The 15250-nt window shown below is 72.0% G+C and carries 16 protein-coding genes; 11 read left to right on the forward strand and 5 right to left on the reverse strand.

Annotated elements, in window-relative coordinates; all coding sequences use genetic code 11:
* The first annotated feature begins 55 nt into the window (after positions 1-55).
* A complete protein-coding gene (locus tag L3K22_RS08695; RefSeq protein WP_263311024.1) occupies positions 56-910 on the forward strand; it encodes a hypothetical protein in 855 nt (284 codons plus the stop codon).
* A gap of 99 nt (positions 911-1009) precedes the next feature.
* Complete coding sequence (locus tag L3K22_RS08700) at positions 1010-1306, forward strand: hypothetical protein (protein ID WP_263311025.1); 297 nt, start codon at positions 1010-1012, stop codon at positions 1304-1306.
* 86 nt (positions 1307-1392) lie between these two features.
* On the opposite strand, the gene L3K22_RS08705 is transcribed toward L3K22_RS08700, so the two are convergent.
* The 3 genes from L3K22_RS08705 to L3K22_RS08715 all read right to left on the reverse strand — a co-directional run bounded on the left by L3K22_RS08705 (position 1393) and on the right by L3K22_RS08715 (position 4535).
* Positions 1393-2994 (reverse strand): L-lactate permease, encoded by a 1602-nt coding sequence (locus tag L3K22_RS08705; protein WP_263311026.1) that lies wholly within the window; start codon positions 2992-2994, stop codon positions 1393-1395.
* 140 nt (positions 2995-3134) lie between these two features.
* Positions 3135-4085 carry an L-lactate dehydrogenase gene (locus L3K22_RS08710; protein WP_263311027.1) on the reverse strand — a complete coding sequence of 317 codons (951 nt, stop codon included), beginning with the start codon at positions 4083-4085 and terminating at the stop codon, positions 3135-3137.
* A gap of 135 nt (positions 4086-4220) precedes the next feature.
* Entirely contained in the window at positions 4221-4535 is a 315-nt protein-coding gene (locus tag L3K22_RS08715) for a 4a-hydroxytetrahydrobiopterin dehydratase (RefSeq protein ID WP_263311028.1), read from the reverse strand.
* Between the two features lie 61 nt (positions 4536-4596).
* On the opposite strand from L3K22_RS08715, the gene arfB reads away from it, so the two are divergent.
* Both arfB and L3K22_RS08725 read left to right on the forward strand, forming a co-directional pair.
* Positions 4597-5037, forward strand: coding sequence for an alternative ribosome rescue aminoacyl-tRNA hydrolase ArfB (gene arfB / locus L3K22_RS08720; RefSeq protein WP_263311029.1), 441 nt, complete (start codon positions 4597-4599; stop codon positions 5035-5037).
* 121 nt (positions 5038-5158) lie between these two features.
* Positions 5159-5740 (forward strand): 1-acyl-sn-glycerol-3-phosphate acyltransferase, encoded by a 582-nt coding sequence (locus L3K22_RS08725; protein WP_263311030.1) that lies wholly within the window; start codon positions 5159-5161, stop codon positions 5738-5740.
* Positions 5741-5813: 73 nt separating this feature from the next.
* Here L3K22_RS08725 and L3K22_RS08730 read toward each other — a convergent pair whose 3' ends face one another.
* The gene (locus L3K22_RS08730; protein ID WP_263311031.1) at positions 5814-6548 is read right to left on the reverse strand and encodes a DUF429 domain-containing protein; all 735 of its coding nucleotides are present in this window, start codon (positions 6546-6548) and stop codon (positions 5814-5816) included.
* Between the two features lie 37 nt (positions 6549-6585).
* Here L3K22_RS08730 and L3K22_RS08735 point away from each other — a divergent pair, with 37 nt between their 5' ends.
* The 3 genes from L3K22_RS08735 (at position 6586) to L3K22_RS08745 (ending at position 8958) form a co-directional block, all read left to right on the forward strand.
* Complete coding sequence (locus L3K22_RS08735; RefSeq protein WP_263311032.1) at positions 6586-7488, forward strand: DUF3152 domain-containing protein; 903 nt, start codon at positions 6586-6588, stop codon at positions 7486-7488.
* Positions 7489-7625: 137 nt separating this feature from the next.
* Positions 7626-7868: a PspC domain-containing protein gene (locus tag L3K22_RS08740; protein ID WP_029360345.1), complete on the forward strand. Its 243-nt coding sequence runs from the start codon at positions 7626-7628 to the stop codon at positions 7866-7868.
* A gap of 70 nt (positions 7869-7938) precedes the next feature.
* Entirely contained in the window at positions 7939-8958 is a 1020-nt protein-coding gene (locus L3K22_RS08745) for an LLM class flavin-dependent oxidoreductase (protein ID WP_263311033.1), read from the forward strand.
* Positions 8959-9041: 83 nt separating this feature from the next.
* Here the strand turns inward: L3K22_RS08745 and L3K22_RS08750 are convergent, their stop codons facing one another.
* The gene (locus L3K22_RS08750) at positions 9042-9485 is read right to left on the reverse strand and encodes a VOC family protein (protein ID WP_263311034.1); all 444 of its coding nucleotides are present in this window, start codon (positions 9483-9485) and stop codon (positions 9042-9044) included.
* A gap of 155 nt (positions 9486-9640) precedes the next feature.
* Between L3K22_RS08750 and L3K22_RS08755 the strand changes: the two genes are divergently transcribed.
* From L3K22_RS08755 to L3K22_RS08770, 4 genes are all read left to right on the forward strand, one after another.
* Positions 9641-10117, forward strand: coding sequence for a VOC family protein (locus L3K22_RS08755; RefSeq protein ID WP_263311035.1), 477 nt, complete (start codon positions 9641-9643; stop codon positions 10115-10117).
* 141 nt (positions 10118-10258) lie between these two features.
* Positions 10259-11176 (forward strand): DMT family transporter, encoded by a 918-nt coding sequence (locus L3K22_RS08760; protein WP_263311036.1) that lies wholly within the window; start codon positions 10259-10261, stop codon positions 11174-11176.
* A gap of 333 nt (positions 11177-11509) precedes the next feature.
* Positions 11510-13741: a choline BCCT transporter BetT gene (betT, locus tag L3K22_RS08765; RefSeq protein ID WP_263311037.1), complete on the forward strand. Its 2232-nt coding sequence runs from the start codon at positions 11510-11512 to the stop codon at positions 13739-13741.
* The gene (locus L3K22_RS08770) at positions 13734-15218 is read left to right on the forward strand and encodes an aldehyde dehydrogenase family protein (protein WP_263311038.1); all 1485 of its coding nucleotides are present in this window, start codon (positions 13734-13736) and stop codon (positions 15216-15218) included. Before betT ends, L3K22_RS08770 begins: the two co-directional genes overlap by 8 nt.
* The last annotated feature ends 32 nt before the right edge of the window (positions 15219-15250 follow it).

Here is a 15250-nt window from a genome sequence, read left to right on the forward strand (position 1 = left end):
GGATCTCGCAGTGCTCTCACGATCGGACGCGATCCGACCCAGCAAAGGAGCAGACATGCGCACCACCACCTCCCCGTCCTCGGCGACCCGTCGTCGGCGCTCCACAGGACGCCTCGCCGGCGGCCTCACGGGCACTGTCGCCGCTCTGATGCTGCTCGGCGCCTGCGGCGTCGTGACGGATCCGCCCGCCGGCGACGACGAGGCGACCCCTGCCGTCGCTGCCGAGGCCCAGGCCACCGAGCACGACGAGGCCGGGACCGAATCGGGCACCACAACAGGTACGACGCCGGCCGAGAGCGCAGACTCCTCCGCGGCATCGACCGAGAGCGCCAAGGCCTCCCCCGAGGAGGAGCCCGAGGTCGCGCCGGAGCCGGAACCCGCCGAGCCGCAGTCCTTCTCCGGCACCGGCCCCGAGGTGGTCATGCTCGATCCGCTCGGCGAGGACGTGTTCTATGCAACCGTCACGCACGACGGCTCCAGCAACATCGCCCTGTGGTCCGTGGACGAGAACGGACAGGACATCGACCTGCTGGTCAACGAGACCGGCGGCTACGAGGGGGAGGTCGCGCTGAACTTCGGCGAGGACCCCGCCGCGCTGCGCATCGAGGCCGACGGCGCCTGGACCATCGACCTCGTGCATCTGGCCGAGGCACCGCGCTGGGACGGCGAGGGCGTCTACGAGGACAGGGGCGATTCCGTGCTCATCGTGGACGGCGTCGCCGACGGCCTGACCCCGGTCACCCTCACCCATGACGGGGAGAGCAACTTCGCGATCTGGACCTGGGGCGAGAGCTACCCCGACCTGATCGTCAACGACATCGGAGCCTACGACGGCACCACGCTGCTGCCCGACGGCACCCTGGTCCTCCAGATCGATGCCGACGGCACCTGGACCATCTCCCCCAGCTGAGACCGAACAGCGGACGCCAGGCGGCCCCGCCGCCCACGCTCCTCCACCGCTCACTCGCCGTCGGCCCCACGATCTCGGGCCCCGTCGGAAGGACCTTCCATGCGCTTCACCCAGGACATGACATCCGCTTTCGGCGACTGGCTCGAATGCGACCGCATCCGGCATGCGCTCATCGCGGAGCGCCCCGACATCGCCTCCAGAACGACGCTCCATCCCCAGCGCCCGATGCTGCGCATCCACCTCCCAGGCGGAGATGTCGTGGTCGCGAGGGCAGGAGACGACGGACCCGCCGCCTGGATCGTGGGGGTCGCCGCCTCTCCCGACCCCGTGCTCCACGACGCGAGCTCCGCCGAGTCGGCGACCGCTCTCGCGCTGACCCTGCTGGACCGCAGCTGACCGGCGAGGCGCCTCCGCCACGCAGGCCCGCACCGACCTCCTTCAGGACGGCGGCGCTCCCGTGGCCGAGGATCACCACCGCGCGCTCAGCGAAGAGTCGCGAGCACGAGGCTCCACACGCAGATCACCAGCAGCATGCCCAGGCTGGGCCCGAGCGCCTTCCTGGTGATCTCCCCCTCCCGGCCGGAGAGCCCGACGGCGCCGGCCGCGATCGCGATCGACTGCGGGGAGATGACCTTGGCGGTCGTGCCGCCGGCGGTGTTCGCGCCGACGAGCAGCGCCGAGGACACCCCGATGCCGGCAGCTGTGGTCTCCTGCAGCGGGGCGAAGAGGGTGTTGTTGTTGACGACCGATCCGGTGAGGAACACGCCGATCCAGCCGATCACCGGCGCGATCAGCGGGAACAGCGGGCCCACGGCCGCGAGGGCGGTGCCCATCGTGGCCGAGCCCCCTGAGTGGCCGGCGATGTTCGCGAGCATCAGGATCACGGCGATCAGGGCGATCGCCGGGCCGAGGCTGCGCGCCGTCGCGACCAGCTCGCCGAGCAGCCGGCGCGCCGTGACCTGTGGGGTGGTGAGGAAGGAGACGATCACCGCCAGGAGGATCGCGGTGCCGGTCGCGCCGAGGAGGGAGAGGTTCCAGGTGACCTCGACGACGGTGCCGTCCGCGGCGGCGATCTGCCCGGTCAGGCCGGGAAGCGGGACCGCGAGCGTGGTGAATCCCAGGGCACCCGTGGTGAACAGCTCCTTCACCGGCGGCAGGGACCACAGCAGGATGAGTCCCGAGAGGATGTAGAAAGGGCTCCAGGCGACGACCACGTTGTTGAAGCTGTGGGTGCCGGGCACCGGGTCGGGGGCGCCGGGCTCGCGATGCACGCGCCTCGGCGACCACACCTGGCACACCGCGAAAACGGCCACCATCGTCGCGAGGCCGGCACCGATGTCGGCGAGCTCGGGGCCGAGGAACCACAGCACCCCGCCCTGCACCGCGCTGAAGACGAGGGAGACGGCCAGTACGACGGGGAAGGTCTCCCGCAGGCCGCGCAGCCCGTCCATGAGGATCACCAGCAGGAACGGGACCAGCACCGTGAGCGGCTGGAGCAGGAGCACCATCGCGCGGGACAGCTCCATCACCTCGAGCCCCGTCACCTGAGCTCCGACGAGGACCGGGATGCCGATCGCGCCGTAGGCGCCCGCTCCGACGTTCGCGATCAGGGAGAGCACCGCCGCGCGCATCGGGGCGAAGCCGAGCTGCACCAGCAGCGCCGCGCAGATCGCGATCGGCACCCCGAACCCTGCGACGCCCTCGAGGAAGGCCCCGAAGGCGAAGCTGATCAGCAGCACCTGGATGCGCTGGTCGGCGGAGACCGCGCTGATCGAGTCGCGGATGATGTCGAAACGGCCCGAGAGCACCGCCAGACGGTACAGCCACACCGCCATCACGATGATGTACGCGATCGGCCAGAGTGCCGTGAGCAGCCCCGAGAGCCCGGCGCCGGCGACTGCGGTGGCGGGCATGCCGTAGGCGATCAGGGCGACGAGCACCTCGACGGCCAGGGCGATCAGACCCGAGAGCACCCCGGAGAGCTTCAGCACCACCATCAGCAGCAGGAAGACGAAGATGGGGAGGGCGGCCGCGAGGGCCGAGAGGAGGAGGTTGTCGAGCGGGTCGAGGGTCTGGGTCCACATGAGAGGTCTCCGAGGTCGTGCCGGAGCGGGCGCTCCGGCGGTGACGCGGTCAGGGACGAGGCCCCGACATCCCGGGGATGTCGGGGGCCTCGACTCTGAGGCTCCCGGGGAGGCCCGCGCGACCTCCCGAGCCTGGTGCGTCAGCCGCGCAGGCTGGCGGCGACGGCTTCGAGCGCATCGGCGCTGGAGCGCAGCTTCTCGAGCTCCGGCGCGTCGAACGGCGTCTCGCGGACCGGTCGGGCGCCGAACGAGCCGACGATGCTCGGCACGGACAGGGCCACCCCATCGATGCCGTGGAAGTCTTCGAGCACGGTGGAGACGTTCAGCACCGCGTTTTCGTCCTTGAGGATCGCCTCGACGATGCGCGCGCTGGACAGGCCGATCGCGTAGTTCGTCGCCCCCTTGCCCTGGATCACCTTGTAGGCGGCGTCCCGCACGTCCACGGCGATCCGGTCGAGCTCCTCGAGCGTAAACCGCTGTGCGCCGTCCTCCGCCCGCCACTCGAGGATCGGCACGGAGTGGATGCGGGCGGCGGACCACAACGGGAACTCGGTGTCGCCGTGCTCGCCGACGATCTGGGCGTGGACGGAGGTGGGCGCCACCCCGGTGCGTCGCGCGATCTCCCAGCGCAGGCGCGAGGTGTCCAGCACGGTGCCGGAGGCGAACACCCTTTCGGCCGGCAGTCCGGAGGCTTCGTGGGCGAGCATGGTGAGGACGTCGCAGGGGTTCGTGACGATCACGAAGACCGCGTTCGGTGCGACCTCGAGGGTGCGGCGCATGATGTCCCCGACGATCTTCGCGTTGGTCGCGGCGAGCTCGATGCGGGTCTGTCCGGGCTTCTGCTTGGCGCCGGCGGTGATCACCACGACATGGGAGCCCTCGACCACGCCGATGTCGGAGCCGCCGATGATGTCGCTGGCACGGGTGAACAGGGTGCCGTGGGCGAGGTCGAGCACCTCGGCCTCGGTCTTCGCGGCGTCGATGTCGTACAGGGCGACGTGGCGGGCGGAGCCGCGGATGAGCGAGGCGTAGGCGACGCTGGAGCCGACGGCGCCGGCCCCGATGACGGTGAGCTTCGAATTCTCGATCATGCGTCGACCTTAGTTCCGGCGCCCCGAGCGGTCCAGGGCCCGAAGTCCTGTCTCGCGGGATCTCATGGACGCCCTGACGCGGCGGCCGGGAGTTCGGGCGCGCCCCGATGGCCCTCCTGCGCGCGCGTACGGATCTCAGCCCTCCGCAGGGCGGATCCCGAGCTCCTCGGCATGGGTGCTGATGGTCCCGGCGAGTGCGAGGTCGCGGGAGGTCACCCCGCCCACGTCGTGGCTCGAGAGGGTCACGGTGACCTCGGGATAGGTCAGGAGGATGTCGGGATGGTGATTCGCCGCCTCGGCGGAGACGCCGACACGGTTCACGAACGCGAGCCCGGTCGCGAAGTCGCCGGTGTCGAAGCGTGCGGTGAGGGTATCGCCCTCCTGGTGCCAGCCGGTGAGCTCGGCGTCGGCGATCTGCTCGGGGGTCAGGGTCTGCTTCGGATCAGCCATGGCCCCATCGTGCCCCGTCCGCGGCCCGACGGCCAGACCCTCGGCGCGGCACACTGGGGACATGGAAGACCTGCGAGTGGATCCCGGCCCGGGGGCGCCCCGCGGCCTGCGCATCCCCGCCGCGGAGCTGGTCGAGCAGTTCTCCCATGCCTCCGGACCAGGAGGCCAGGGGGTGAACACCGCCGACTCGCGGGTGCAGCTGAGCCTGGACCTCGCCGCCACCTCGGCCCTGGACGAGGTCCAGCGTGCCCGCGTGCTCGAACGTCTCGCGACCCGCACCGCCGGCAGGGTCCTCACCGTCACCGCCTCCGAGCAGCGCTCCCAGCACCGGAACCGTCGGGCGGCGCGCGAGCGGCTCGCCGCGCTGCTGCGCGAGGCTGTCGCCCCGGAGGTGCCGCGTCGGGCGACCCGGCCGACGTCCGGCTCCCGCCGCCGACGCCTCGCCGCCAAGCGTCGCCGCGCCGACCTCAAGCAGACCCGCAGGCCGCCGCGGGACGAATGAGCGGCAGGCGGGCCCTGGGGGCCGGGCCCCGACCGCCCGGCGGGACCTACGCTCGCAGACCGATCAGCCCAGACATGGGCATTCGCCCGTCCGCGCCCCGGTCAGCGCATACCCTCGCACCATGATCCGTCAGCTCATCGCACGCCTGTTCTGGGCGGTGTCGCCCTGGAGGCTCGTCGTCGAGCGCGTCCCGGACCGGCCCACGCTCTTGATCGGGGCACCGCACACCTCCAACTGGGACTTCGTGCTCATGCTGGGGATCGCCTGGCGGCTGCGGATCAAACTGCGCTGGCTGGGCAAGCACGACCTGTTCACCGGCTGGAAGGGACCGGTGATGCGAACGCTCGGCGGCATCCCGGTGGACCGCCGCGACCCCGCCAAGGTGGTCGACGAGGTCATCGCCCTGGTCCGCACCGGCACGGTGTTCGGGCTGGTCATCACCCCGGACGGCACGCGCGGGGAGCACACGCACTGGAAGTCCGGCTTCTACCGGATCGCGCGCGCGACGGGGCTCCCGCTCACCCTCGGCTACGTGGACCGCACCACCATGACCAGCGGGCTCGGCCCGATCATGGAGGTGACCGGGGACGTGCGAGCCGACATGGACCGCATCCGCGCCTTCTTCGCCGACAAGGCCGGCTTCGCCCCCGAGCGGCGGGTCGAGCCGAGGCTGCGCGAGGAGGACCTGCCCGAGACGGACTGAGCCGTCGCGGCGGGGCCGGCCGACAGGACCGCACCTGGACGCGGTGCGCTGGGGACCGACCGGACGCTGCGGGCTACCGGGGCAGCCAGGTCCACCCCTCGACCAGGGCGATCTCCCGCAGCGGGTCCGGCGGCGGGACGGCACGGCCGCGGGCGACCTCCCGGGCCATGAGCGCGGCGATCACCGCGTCCAGGACGTCGTCCTCCTCCACGCAGGCGGCGTCGTGGCCGGCCCAGTCCAGGCCGGGGAACCGCCCGCCGAGCGCCTCGACCAGTCCGCGACGCGCCGCGCGCCCGCCTGTGCCCTTGTAGCCGCGGTGCGGCAGACCCCACCGCCGCAGCGCCGCCGCGGGGTAGACCTCGCAGATCCGCCCGTTCCCGTCGCGGGCGACGTCGATCCCCTCCTCCCGCAGTCGCGCCTCGATCCCGGCCCAGCGCAGCGCGGGATGGGCGATGCGGTCCGTGGAGACGCTCAGCGGGGTCAGGCCCGTGCGGGCGTGGACGGCACGGTCGGTCTCCCGCATCGCCAGTCCTCGACGCCACTCGTCCCCGGTCGACCCGGGCGGCGAGAGGGTCCCGGTCGCCTGGGCGGCGAGCAGCTCGACGAAGCGGCGCGGCCAGCCGACCGGCACATCGACCCCAACCTTCCCCGCGCCGCGCACCCTCTGCGCGATCAGGGCATCGTCCGCTCCGGTGGCCGCCTCCGCGAGCACGAGCGCGCCGGAGGCGGGATCCTCCTCGCGTAGCACCGCGAGTCCGGTGCGACGGTCCTGGGCGGCCAGATCGAGGCCGACATAGCGCGTGGGCATCCGCCCAGGATAGGGACCTCGCCCGTACCCTCGAGGGGTGACCGAGCCCACACCGCACCGCCCCGTCCTCCGCCTGACGAGGCGGGGTCGCCTCGTGCGCACGGCGCTCGTGCTGCTGGTCGTGATCGCGCTGGTGCTGCTGCTCGTCTCGCTCGTGCGCGGGGCGGGCACGCCGTCGGAGCAGCAGGAGCGCAGCACCGCCGCGGAGTCCGCGGCCCCGGAGCACGAGGAGACGCCCGCCGCCTCCGACGAGGGCGGCGGGAGCGCGGCGGAGGACGGCGCCCCAGCGGCGGAGCCGACCGGCGAAGAGGCCTCTGGCGAGGAGGCGACGCCGACCGACGACGCGGCGGAGGGGACCCCCGAGGCGGAGTCCCCGGAGGCGGGCGGTGACGAGGAGATGGTGCGCAGCGGGACCGTCGGCGCCGGGACCTGGACGGTCGCCGCCGCGGCGGGGGACGCGCCGACCGAGGGCGTGCTGCGCACCTACGCGGTGCGGGTCGAAGACGGGATCGGCGTCGATGCCGAGGAGGCCGCGGAGGAGATCGCCGCCGTGCTCGCCGACGAGCGCGGCTGGCAGGGCCCTGCCGACGTCGTCTTCCACCGGGTCGCGGACCCGGCGGAGGCGGAGTTCACGATCTCGATCGGCTCCCCGCCCACGGTCGACGAGCTGTGCCTGCCGGCGAGGACAGGCGGGCTGTGGAGCTGCCGGATCGGCCCCGAGGTGGCGCTGAACTCCGACCGCTGGCTGCATGCGACCCCCACCTACGACGACCTCGTCGAGTACCGCGCGTACATGATCAACCACGAGGTGGGTCACTTCCTCGGCCACGGCCACTCGAGCTGCCCGGCCGACGGCTCACCCGCCCCGGTCATGCTCCAGCAGTCCATCGACCTGCAGGGATGCACGCCGAACGCCTGGCCCGCCGGCGAGGAGGGCTGACAGGACCGGGCCACAGCCGCCGGACCCGGGAGCTGCGGACCCGTCCTCGCCGCCCGGCGCACGAGCGGGAATCCCGCGCCGAGGACGGGGGCCAGCCCCAGTGCCGAGGGGCCGCCGCCGGGCCTAGCCTCATGGGCATGAACTCCTTCTTCGCCACCCTCCGCGGCTTCCGCTTCCGCCGCGGCCCCCAGCGCATCCTCGGCGGCATCGCCGGTGGTCTCGCCGAGCTCACCGGACTGAACGTGTGGCTCATGCGTCTGCTCGTGCTCGCCTCGTTCCTGCTGCCCGTGCTCGGCGTCGGCGCGTATCTCGCGGTGTGGCTGCTGACCCCCTGGCAGGACGGCACGATCCCGCTCGAGCGTCTGCTCGACCGCGGCTGATCACCGGGGAGCGTCGCTGGCTACGATGAGCGCACCGCGCCCCAGGGCGCCCTGCTCCGGAAGGTCCTCGATGCCCGATCGCTCCCGTCCCCTGCGCCGCCTCGGCTTCCTCACCATCGGCCTGTTCGACCCGGCCGATCCCGCGCTCGGGCACGAGTCGACCCTGTCGCTCATCGAGCTCGGCGAGGAGCTCGGCCTCGACAGTGCCTGGCTGCGCCACCGACACCTGCAGTTCGGGATCTCCTCCCCGATCGCGGTGATGGCCGCGGCGAGCCAGCGCACCTCCCGGATCGAGCTGGGCACCGCGGTGACGCCGCTGGGCTGGGAGAACCCGCTGCGCCTCGCGGAGGACCTCGCGACCGTCGACGTGCTCTCCGGCGGCCGGATCAATCCCGGCGTCAGCGTCGGCACCCCGATGCAGTACGACACCGTCAAGGACGCCCTCTACCCGGACACCGCCGAGGTCGAGGACTTCTCCAAGACCAGGGTGGAGCGTCTCGCGGGCCTGCTCGCCGGCGAGCGGGTGCGGGAGCTGGAGGGGAAGCAGGGCGTGGTCGAGGAGTACTCCTCCCGCGTCGAGCCCCACTCCCCCGGTCTGCGCGAGCGGCTCTGGTACGGCGCCGGGTCCCTCGACTCCGCTGTCTGGGCCGGGGAGCACGGCCTGCACCTGCTCTCCTCCAGCGTCCTCTTCCCCGGTCCCGACGAGGAGCCGGACTTCGCCGCGGTCCAGGCCGCACAGATCCGCGCCTTCCGTGCCGCGGGCGGCACCCGCGCCTCGCAGGGCCTGGTCGTGATCCCCACCGACTCGGCGTCGGCCGAGCAGGCGGAGCGCTACCGCGCCTATGCCGCCGAGCGCCTCCCGCGCACCCGCACCCCGCAGGGTCCGCGCCGGATGATGTTCGCCCCGGACCTGGTGGGCACGAGCGAGGAGATCGCCGAGCAGCTGTGGGCGCACGAGGGCTTCCGCGAGGTCGACGAGGTCGCCTTCGCGCTCCCCTTCAGCTTCTCCCACGAGGACTACGTGCAGATCCTCACCGACATCGCCACCCGGCTCGGACCGGCGCTCGGCTGGTCCCCGGAGAGCGCCTGAGGGCCGACGAGCCCGATGGCACGCCGTGCCGCGTCCCGTCGGCCGCTCCTCCGGTCGCCTCGGCCCGCCGCCGGCCCTCCGGCTCAGTCCCCGGTCCCGCCGAGCTGCTCGGCGAGCATGACCAGGATCCCGCTCGGGCCGCGCAGGTAGGTCAGGCGGTAGACGTCCTCGTAGGTCGCCACGCCCCGCACGGGACGGCAGCCGTGACGCGCCGCGATCTCGAGCGCCGCGTCGAGGTCCTCGACCCGGAAGGCGACGCGGTGCATTCCGATCTCGTGCGGCTGCGTCGGGGCGGTCTCGATCGCCTCGGGGTGGAGGTACTCGAACAGCTCCAGCTGCCCGCTCCCGTCGGGCAGTCCGAGCAGCGCGATCCGCGCGTGGTTGTCGTCCAGCCCCACGGCGGTCGAGGCCCATTCGCCCTGCACGGTGTCGGTCCCGAGCACGGTCAGGCCCAGGTCGGTGAAGAAGGCGATCGCCTCCTCGAGATCACGCACCGCGATCCCGACGTTATCCATGTGGATGCTCATGCCGCGCACGATAGACCCGCCCCTCCGCGGCGGGCAGGGCCCGCAGTGCGCAGGATCGGACCTACCTGCGGCGGCGCCACGGCTCTACTGTGAGCGCACGACGTGCCGCCGGCCCGCACCGACCCGCAGCACCGACACTGCAGGAGGACAGCCCCATGACCACCATCGGCACCTGTCTCTGGTTCGACGGCCGCATCGACGAGGCCGCCGAGTTCTACGTCTCCCTCGTCGAGGACTCCCGGATCCTCCAGCGCACCGTCTACGAGGCCGGCGGCGGCCCGCCGGACGGTCCCGATATGACCGGTCAGGCGCTCACCGTCGACCTGGTGCTCGGCGGGGTGCCGTACACGCTGCTGAACGGCGGGCCCGCCTTCCCGCTGTCGGAGGCGGTCTCGATCATGCTCACCGTCGAGTCGCAGGAGGAGGTCGACCGGCTGTGGGAGGCGCTGATCGCCGACGGCGGCGCGGAGTCGCAGTGCGGCTGGTACCGTGACCGGTTCGGCCTGTCCTGGCAGGTGATCCCGCAGCGGCTGAACGAGCTGCTGCAGGGCCCGCACGCCGAGGCGGTGACGCGCGAGATGATGACGCAGACGAAGCTCGACGTCGCCCGGCTCGAGGCCGCCGCCGGCTGAGCGGACCGCACCGCCCGACAGCAGGCGGGACGCCCGCGCCGCCCGGCGACAGGGCCTTCCGACCTGCGGGCGGGCCGACCGAGCCGTGAGACCCGCGCCGGCGTTTCGCCCTCGCGTCCGACCGAGGAGCACGATGGAGGCATGCCGTCCCCCGTCGCCCCCGCCGCACCGTCCCGCCCGGCGCTGCCCTGGCTCGCCGCCGCCGCGGTGATGCTGCTGTGGGCGTCCTCCTTCATCGTCATCCGCTTCTCCGGTGCGCACCTCTCCCCCGGCGCGATGACGCTGCTGCGGATGGTGACCGCGGTGCTGGTGATGCTCCCGCTTCTGCTGACCGGGCGGGTGCGGACGCCGCGGAACGGCCGGATGTGGGCCGGGGTGCTCGCCTGGGGCGTGGCCTGGTTCTGCGTGTACTCGGTGGTGCTCAACGCCTCGGAGCTGTTCCTGGATCCCGCGACCGCCGCGATGCTCGTGAATCTCGCGCCGCTGATCGTGGCCGTCGCCTCCGGCGTGCTGCTCGGCGAGGGACTGTCCCTGCGGCTGCTCGTCGGCGTCGTGATCGCGCTGTGCGGGATCGGGCTGATCACTCTGGCCACCTCGACCGGGCACGTGGAGGGACCGGGGCTCGTGCTCGGGCTGCTCGCGGCCGTGCTCTACGCCGGCAGCGTGCTGGGGCAGAAGCCGCTGCTGGCCCACATCGACTCGACCTCGATGACCGTCGTCGGGATGACGGCGGGGATGCTGGCCTGCCTGCCCTTCGCCCCGCAGCTCGTCGCGGAGCTGAGCCGTGCCCCGGCCTCGGCGATCGCGGCGGTGGTGTACATGGGCGTGCTGCCCACCGCGGCCGCCTTCCTGCTGTGGGGCTACGCCCTCACCCACACGCCGGCCGGGGTGCTCACTTCCTCCTCCCTGATCGTCCCCGCGATCACGGTGGTGCTCGCCTGGACGATCCTCGGCGAGGTGCCGCCGCCGCTCGCCGCGCTCGGCGGCGTGCTGTGCCTGGCCGGCGCCGCGGTCGCGATCCTGCCCGCGATGCTCGCGTCGCTGCGCTCCCGGACGTGATCGCGGCCACCGTCCTCACCGGCCCGACGGCGCGCGCGGGCAGGGGAGCGCACGGACATCGCAGGACGAGGGAGTCCAGCTGCCGCCTCACTGCGCAGGTCAGGGCGATCCCGGGACGATCCCGGCAATCCCGCGCAGATGCCTGACTGGTTCCTCACGAATCGTCCCGGGAACTGGAGCATCCGACAATCCGTTCCTAGAGTCGGGCTCGGTCGGCGGCCAGGGACAGCGTCCGCGCAGGAGCAGCGGTCCTCGCTCGCCGAGCCGGATCTCCCCGTCGGATCGCTCGTGCCGCGAGCGGTCCTGTCCCGAGCGTCGACCGAGAGGATCGTGATGGCCGAGGCCCCGCCCGCCCCCAGCGCACAGAAGGAGGGAGGTGCTCGGCCCGCGCACTCCCGCGTGAACCTGCCGGTCTTCGTCGGCACCTCCGTGATCATCGTGGCGTTCGTGCTGTTCGCCGCGATCTGGCCCGGCGCCGCCGAGACCGCGATCTTCGGCTCGATGGCCTGGATCGCGACGAACTTCGGCTGGTACTACGTCCTGACCGCCGCGATCGTGGTCGTCTTCGTGCTGCTCGTGGCGCTCTCCCGCGTGGGCCGCACCCGGATGGGCCCGGATCATTCCGTGCCGAAGTACAACCTCTTCACCTGGGCGGCGATGCTGTTCGCGGCCGGCATCGGCGTGGACCTGATGTTCTTCGGCATCTCGGGCCCGGCCACCAACATCCTCACCCCGCCCGATGCGCCGGCGGGCTCCGACGAGGCCGCCCGGATGGCGACGATCTGGACGATCTTCCACTACGGCATCCCCGGCTGGGCGATGTACGCGCTGATGGGCATGGCCTTCGGCCTGTTCGCCTATCGCTACCACCTGCCGCTGTCGATCCGCTCGGCGCTCGCACCGATCTTCGGCCGGCGCATCCACGGCGCCGTCGGCCATGTCGCCGAGATCGGCTCGACGATCGGCACGATCTTCGGGATATCCGTCTCCCTCGGCATCGGCGTGGTGTTCCTGAACTACGGGCTCTCCGCCCTGTTCGGGATCCCGAACTCGATCTCGGTGCAGATCGCCCTGATGGCGCTCGCGGTCGGCATCACGATCGTCTCGACCGTCTCCGGCGTCGACAAGGGCATCCGTCGCCTCTCCGAGCTCAACGTGCTGCTGGCGATCGCACTGATGCTGTGGGTTCTCTTCTCCGGGCAGACCCACCAGCTGCTCAACGCCCTCGTCCAGAACATCGGCGACTTCTTCTCCCGCTTCCCCGGGATGATGATGAACACCTTCGCCTACACCGACGGCGCCGCCGACTACCCCTCCGACCAGTGGATGGCGGACTGGACCCTGTTCTTCTGGGCATGGTGGATCGCCTGGGCGCCCTTCGTGAGCCTGTTCCTGGCGCGCATCTCCCGTGGCCGCACCCTTCGCGAGTTCGTCGTCGGCGTGCTGCTGATCCCCTTCTCGTTCATCCTGCTGTGGGTGTCGATCTTCGGGAACGCGGCGCTGAGCTTCGCAGGCGACGGAGACTTCCTCGACCTCGCCGTGAACCAGCCCGAGTCCGGCTTCTTCAACCTGCTCGAGCAGTACCCGGGTGCGCTCTTCACCGTCTCGCTCGCCGTGGTGACGGGACTGTTCTTCTACGTCACCTCCGCGGACTCCGGCTCGCTGGTGATGGCGAACATGACCTCGAAGGCCTCCAGCACGGACTCCGACGGCCCGCCCTGGCTGCGGATCGTATGGGCCGTGGTCACCGGCGCGCTCACCCTCGTGATGCTCTTCATCGACGGGGTGTACACCCTCCAGGCCGCGACCGTGGTGGTGGGCCTGCCGCTGTCGATCCTGGTGTACCTGGTGATGTTCAGCCTGTGGAAGGTGCTGCGCACCGAGCAGATGGACCTCGACGCCCGCACCGCGGCCCTGCCCGGCGTGCTCACCTCCCGGGTGCGCGGCGGCGAGTCCCACGACCGCGTCCCGTGGCAGCAGCGCCTGCGGGGCCGCATGTCCTACGCCGACGAGGGCAGGGCCCGGGCCTTCGTGGCGGAGGTCGCGACCCCCGCCGTCGAGGAGGTCGCCTCGGAGCTGCGCGCCCTCGGCGCGGATGTCTCCTGCCATCGCGGCGAACATCCCGACCACGGCGTGCCGTACATCGACCTGGTCGTCTCGTTCCCGCATGCCGAGGACTTCAAGTATCAGGCCTACCCGGTCGCGTACTCGGTGCCGAGCTTCGCCGCGAACCTCTCCACCGTGCGGGACGTCTACTACCGCATCGAGATCTTCTCGCGCACCGGCTCCCGCGGACGCGACATCATGGGGTACGCGAAGGAGCAGGTCATCAGCGACGTCCTGGACGCCTACGACGCTCACATCATGTACCTGACGATGAGCGACGAGATCGGCACCGCCACCGGCACGATCCCTGTCACCGCCCCGGACACCTGGGACGACGCCGACCACGTCGACGCCGAGCCCGAAGGCGCACAGGGCGAGGACCACCGGTCCGATGCGACCCAGCCCGACCAGCCCACAGGCCCCGCCACCGCGCGGACGACGAAGGAGAACCATGACTGAGAGCCCCGCGACCCTGTTCATCGACGGCGCCTGGGTGCCGTCCTCCACCGGTGAGACCCGCACGATCACCTGTCCGGCCGACGGCACCGAGGTGGGCGTGGTCTCCGAGGCCGGCGCCGAGGACGTCGAGCGCGCGATCCTCGCCGCCCGCGCTGCCTTCGAGCGCGGCGAGTGGTCCGGCACCCCGGCCGGCCAGCGCGGCGACTTCCTGCTGCGCGTCGCGGATCGCCTGGCCGAGCGGAAGGACGAGTTCGCCCGCGCCGAGGCGCAGGACACCGGCAAGCGCCTGGTCGAGGCCGAGGGCGACATGGACGACATCGCCTCCTGCTTCCGCTACTTCGGGAAGATCGCCGACCAGGACCCGGGCCGTCTGGTCGACGCGGGCGATGCCGCGGTGATCTCCCGCGTGGTCCGCGAGCCCGTCGGCGTGTGCGGCATGATCACGCCGTGGAACTTCCCGCTGCTGCAGGGCGCGTGGAAGATCGCCCCCGCGCTCGCAGCCGGCAACGCCTTCGTGATCAAGCCCGCCGAGCTCACCCCGCACACCGCGATCCTGATGATGGAGGTACTCGACGAGCTCGGGCTCCCCAAGGGCGTGGCGAACCTGGTGCTCGGCGACGGCGGCACCGTCGGCGCCCCGCTGTCCTCCCACCCGGAGATCGACCTGGTCTCCTTCACGGGCGGCCTGGTCACCGGGCGGAAGATCGCCGAGTCCGCCGCGAAGGGCATCAAGAAGGTCGCCCTCGAGCTCGGCGGGAAGAACCCCAACGTCGTCTTCGCCGACGCGGACTACGGGGCGGCGCTCGACAACGCGCTGAACGCCGGCTTCCTCGACTCGGGCCTGGTGTGCTCGGCGGGCACGCGTCTGATCATCCACGAGTCCATCGCCGAGCGATTCGTCGACGACCTCGTCGCCCGCGCCGAGGGCATCGTCATGGGCGGCCCCTTCGACGAGAGCGCGGAGACCGGTCCGCTGATCTCGAAGGCCCACCGCGAGAAGGTCACCGACTACGTGAAGCGCGGCGTCGAGGCCGGGGCGCGGCTGCGCACCGGCGGCCACTGGGGCGGCCCCGAGCACGAGAACGGCTTCTTCTACGCCCCGACCGTGCTGGACCGCTGCACCCGGGACAACCCCGCCGTGATCGAGGAGGGCTTCGGCCCGGTGATCACGGTGGAGACCTTCTCCACCGAGCAGGAGGCGATCGAGATCGCCAACCACACCGAGTACGGCCTGGCCGGCGCGGTGTGGACCTCCGACGCGGGCACCGCGAACCGGGTCTCGCGCGCGCTGCGCCACGGCACGATCTGGATCAACGACTACCACCCCTACCTGCCGCAGGCGGAGTGGGGCGGCTTCAAGATGTCCGGGTTCGGGCGCGAGCTCGGCCCCACGGGTCTCGAGGAGTACACCGAGGCCAAGCACATCTACCAGAACACCGAGCCGGCCGCCTCCGGCTGGTTCCCCCGCAAGGGCTGACCGCCCCCGCGCCGTCCCGCGCGGCACCGTGC

The sequence above is a fragment of the Brachybacterium atlanticum genome, from assembly GCF_025669985.1.
Taxonomy (GTDB): domain Bacteria; phylum Actinomycetota; class Actinomycetes; order Actinomycetales; family Dermabacteraceae; genus Brachybacterium; species Brachybacterium conglomeratum.

Excerpts from the sequence above, each read along its gene's own strand:
- L3K22_RS08695 (WP_263311024.1), top strand. The coding sequence starts at position 56 with ATGCGCACCACCACCTCCCCGTCCTCGGCGACCCGTCGTCGGCGCTCC.
- L3K22_RS08700 (WP_263311025.1), top strand. The coding sequence starts at position 1,010 with ATGCGCTTCACCCAGGACATGACATCCGCTTTCGGCGACTGGCTCGAA.
- L3K22_RS08705 (WP_263311026.1), bottom strand. The coding sequence starts at position 2,994 with ATGTGGACCCAGACCCTCGACCCGCTCGACAACCTCCTCCTCTCGGCC.
- L3K22_RS08710 (WP_263311027.1), bottom strand. The coding sequence starts at position 4,085 with ATGATCGAGAATTCGAAGCTCACCGTCATCGGGGCCGGCGCCGTCGGC.
- L3K22_RS08715 (WP_263311028.1), bottom strand. The coding sequence starts at position 4,535 with ATGGCTGATCCGAAGCAGACCCTGACCCCCGAGCAGATCGCCGACGCC.
- arfB (WP_263311029.1), top strand. The coding sequence starts at position 4,597 with ATGGAAGACCTGCGAGTGGATCCCGGCCCGGGGGCGCCCCGCGGCCTG.
- L3K22_RS08725 (WP_263311030.1), top strand. The coding sequence starts at position 5,159 with ATGATCCGTCAGCTCATCGCACGCCTGTTCTGGGCGGTGTCGCCCTGG.
- L3K22_RS08730 (WP_263311031.1), bottom strand. The coding sequence starts at position 6,548 with ATGCCCACGCGCTATGTCGGCCTCGATCTGGCCGCCCAGGACCGTCGC.
- L3K22_RS08740 (WP_029360345.1), top strand. The coding sequence starts at position 7,626 with ATGAACTCCTTCTTCGCCACCCTCCGCGGCTTCCGCTTCCGCCGCGGC.
- L3K22_RS08745 (WP_263311033.1), top strand. The coding sequence starts at position 7,939 with ATGCCCGATCGCTCCCGTCCCCTGCGCCGCCTCGGCTTCCTCACCATC.
- L3K22_RS08750 (WP_263311034.1), bottom strand. The coding sequence starts at position 9,485 with ATGAGCATCCACATGGATAACGTCGGGATCGCGGTGCGTGATCTCGAG.
- L3K22_RS08755 (WP_263311035.1), top strand. The coding sequence starts at position 9,641 with ATGACCACCATCGGCACCTGTCTCTGGTTCGACGGCCGCATCGACGAG.
- L3K22_RS08760 (WP_263311036.1), top strand. The coding sequence starts at position 10,259 with ATGCCGTCCCCCGTCGCCCCCGCCGCACCGTCCCGCCCGGCGCTGCCC.
- betT (WP_263311037.1), top strand. The coding sequence starts at position 11,510 with ATGGCCGAGGCCCCGCCCGCCCCCAGCGCACAGAAGGAGGGAGGTGCT.
- L3K22_RS08770 (WP_263311038.1), top strand. The coding sequence starts at position 13,734 with ATGACTGAGAGCCCCGCGACCCTGTTCATCGACGGCGCCTGGGTGCCG.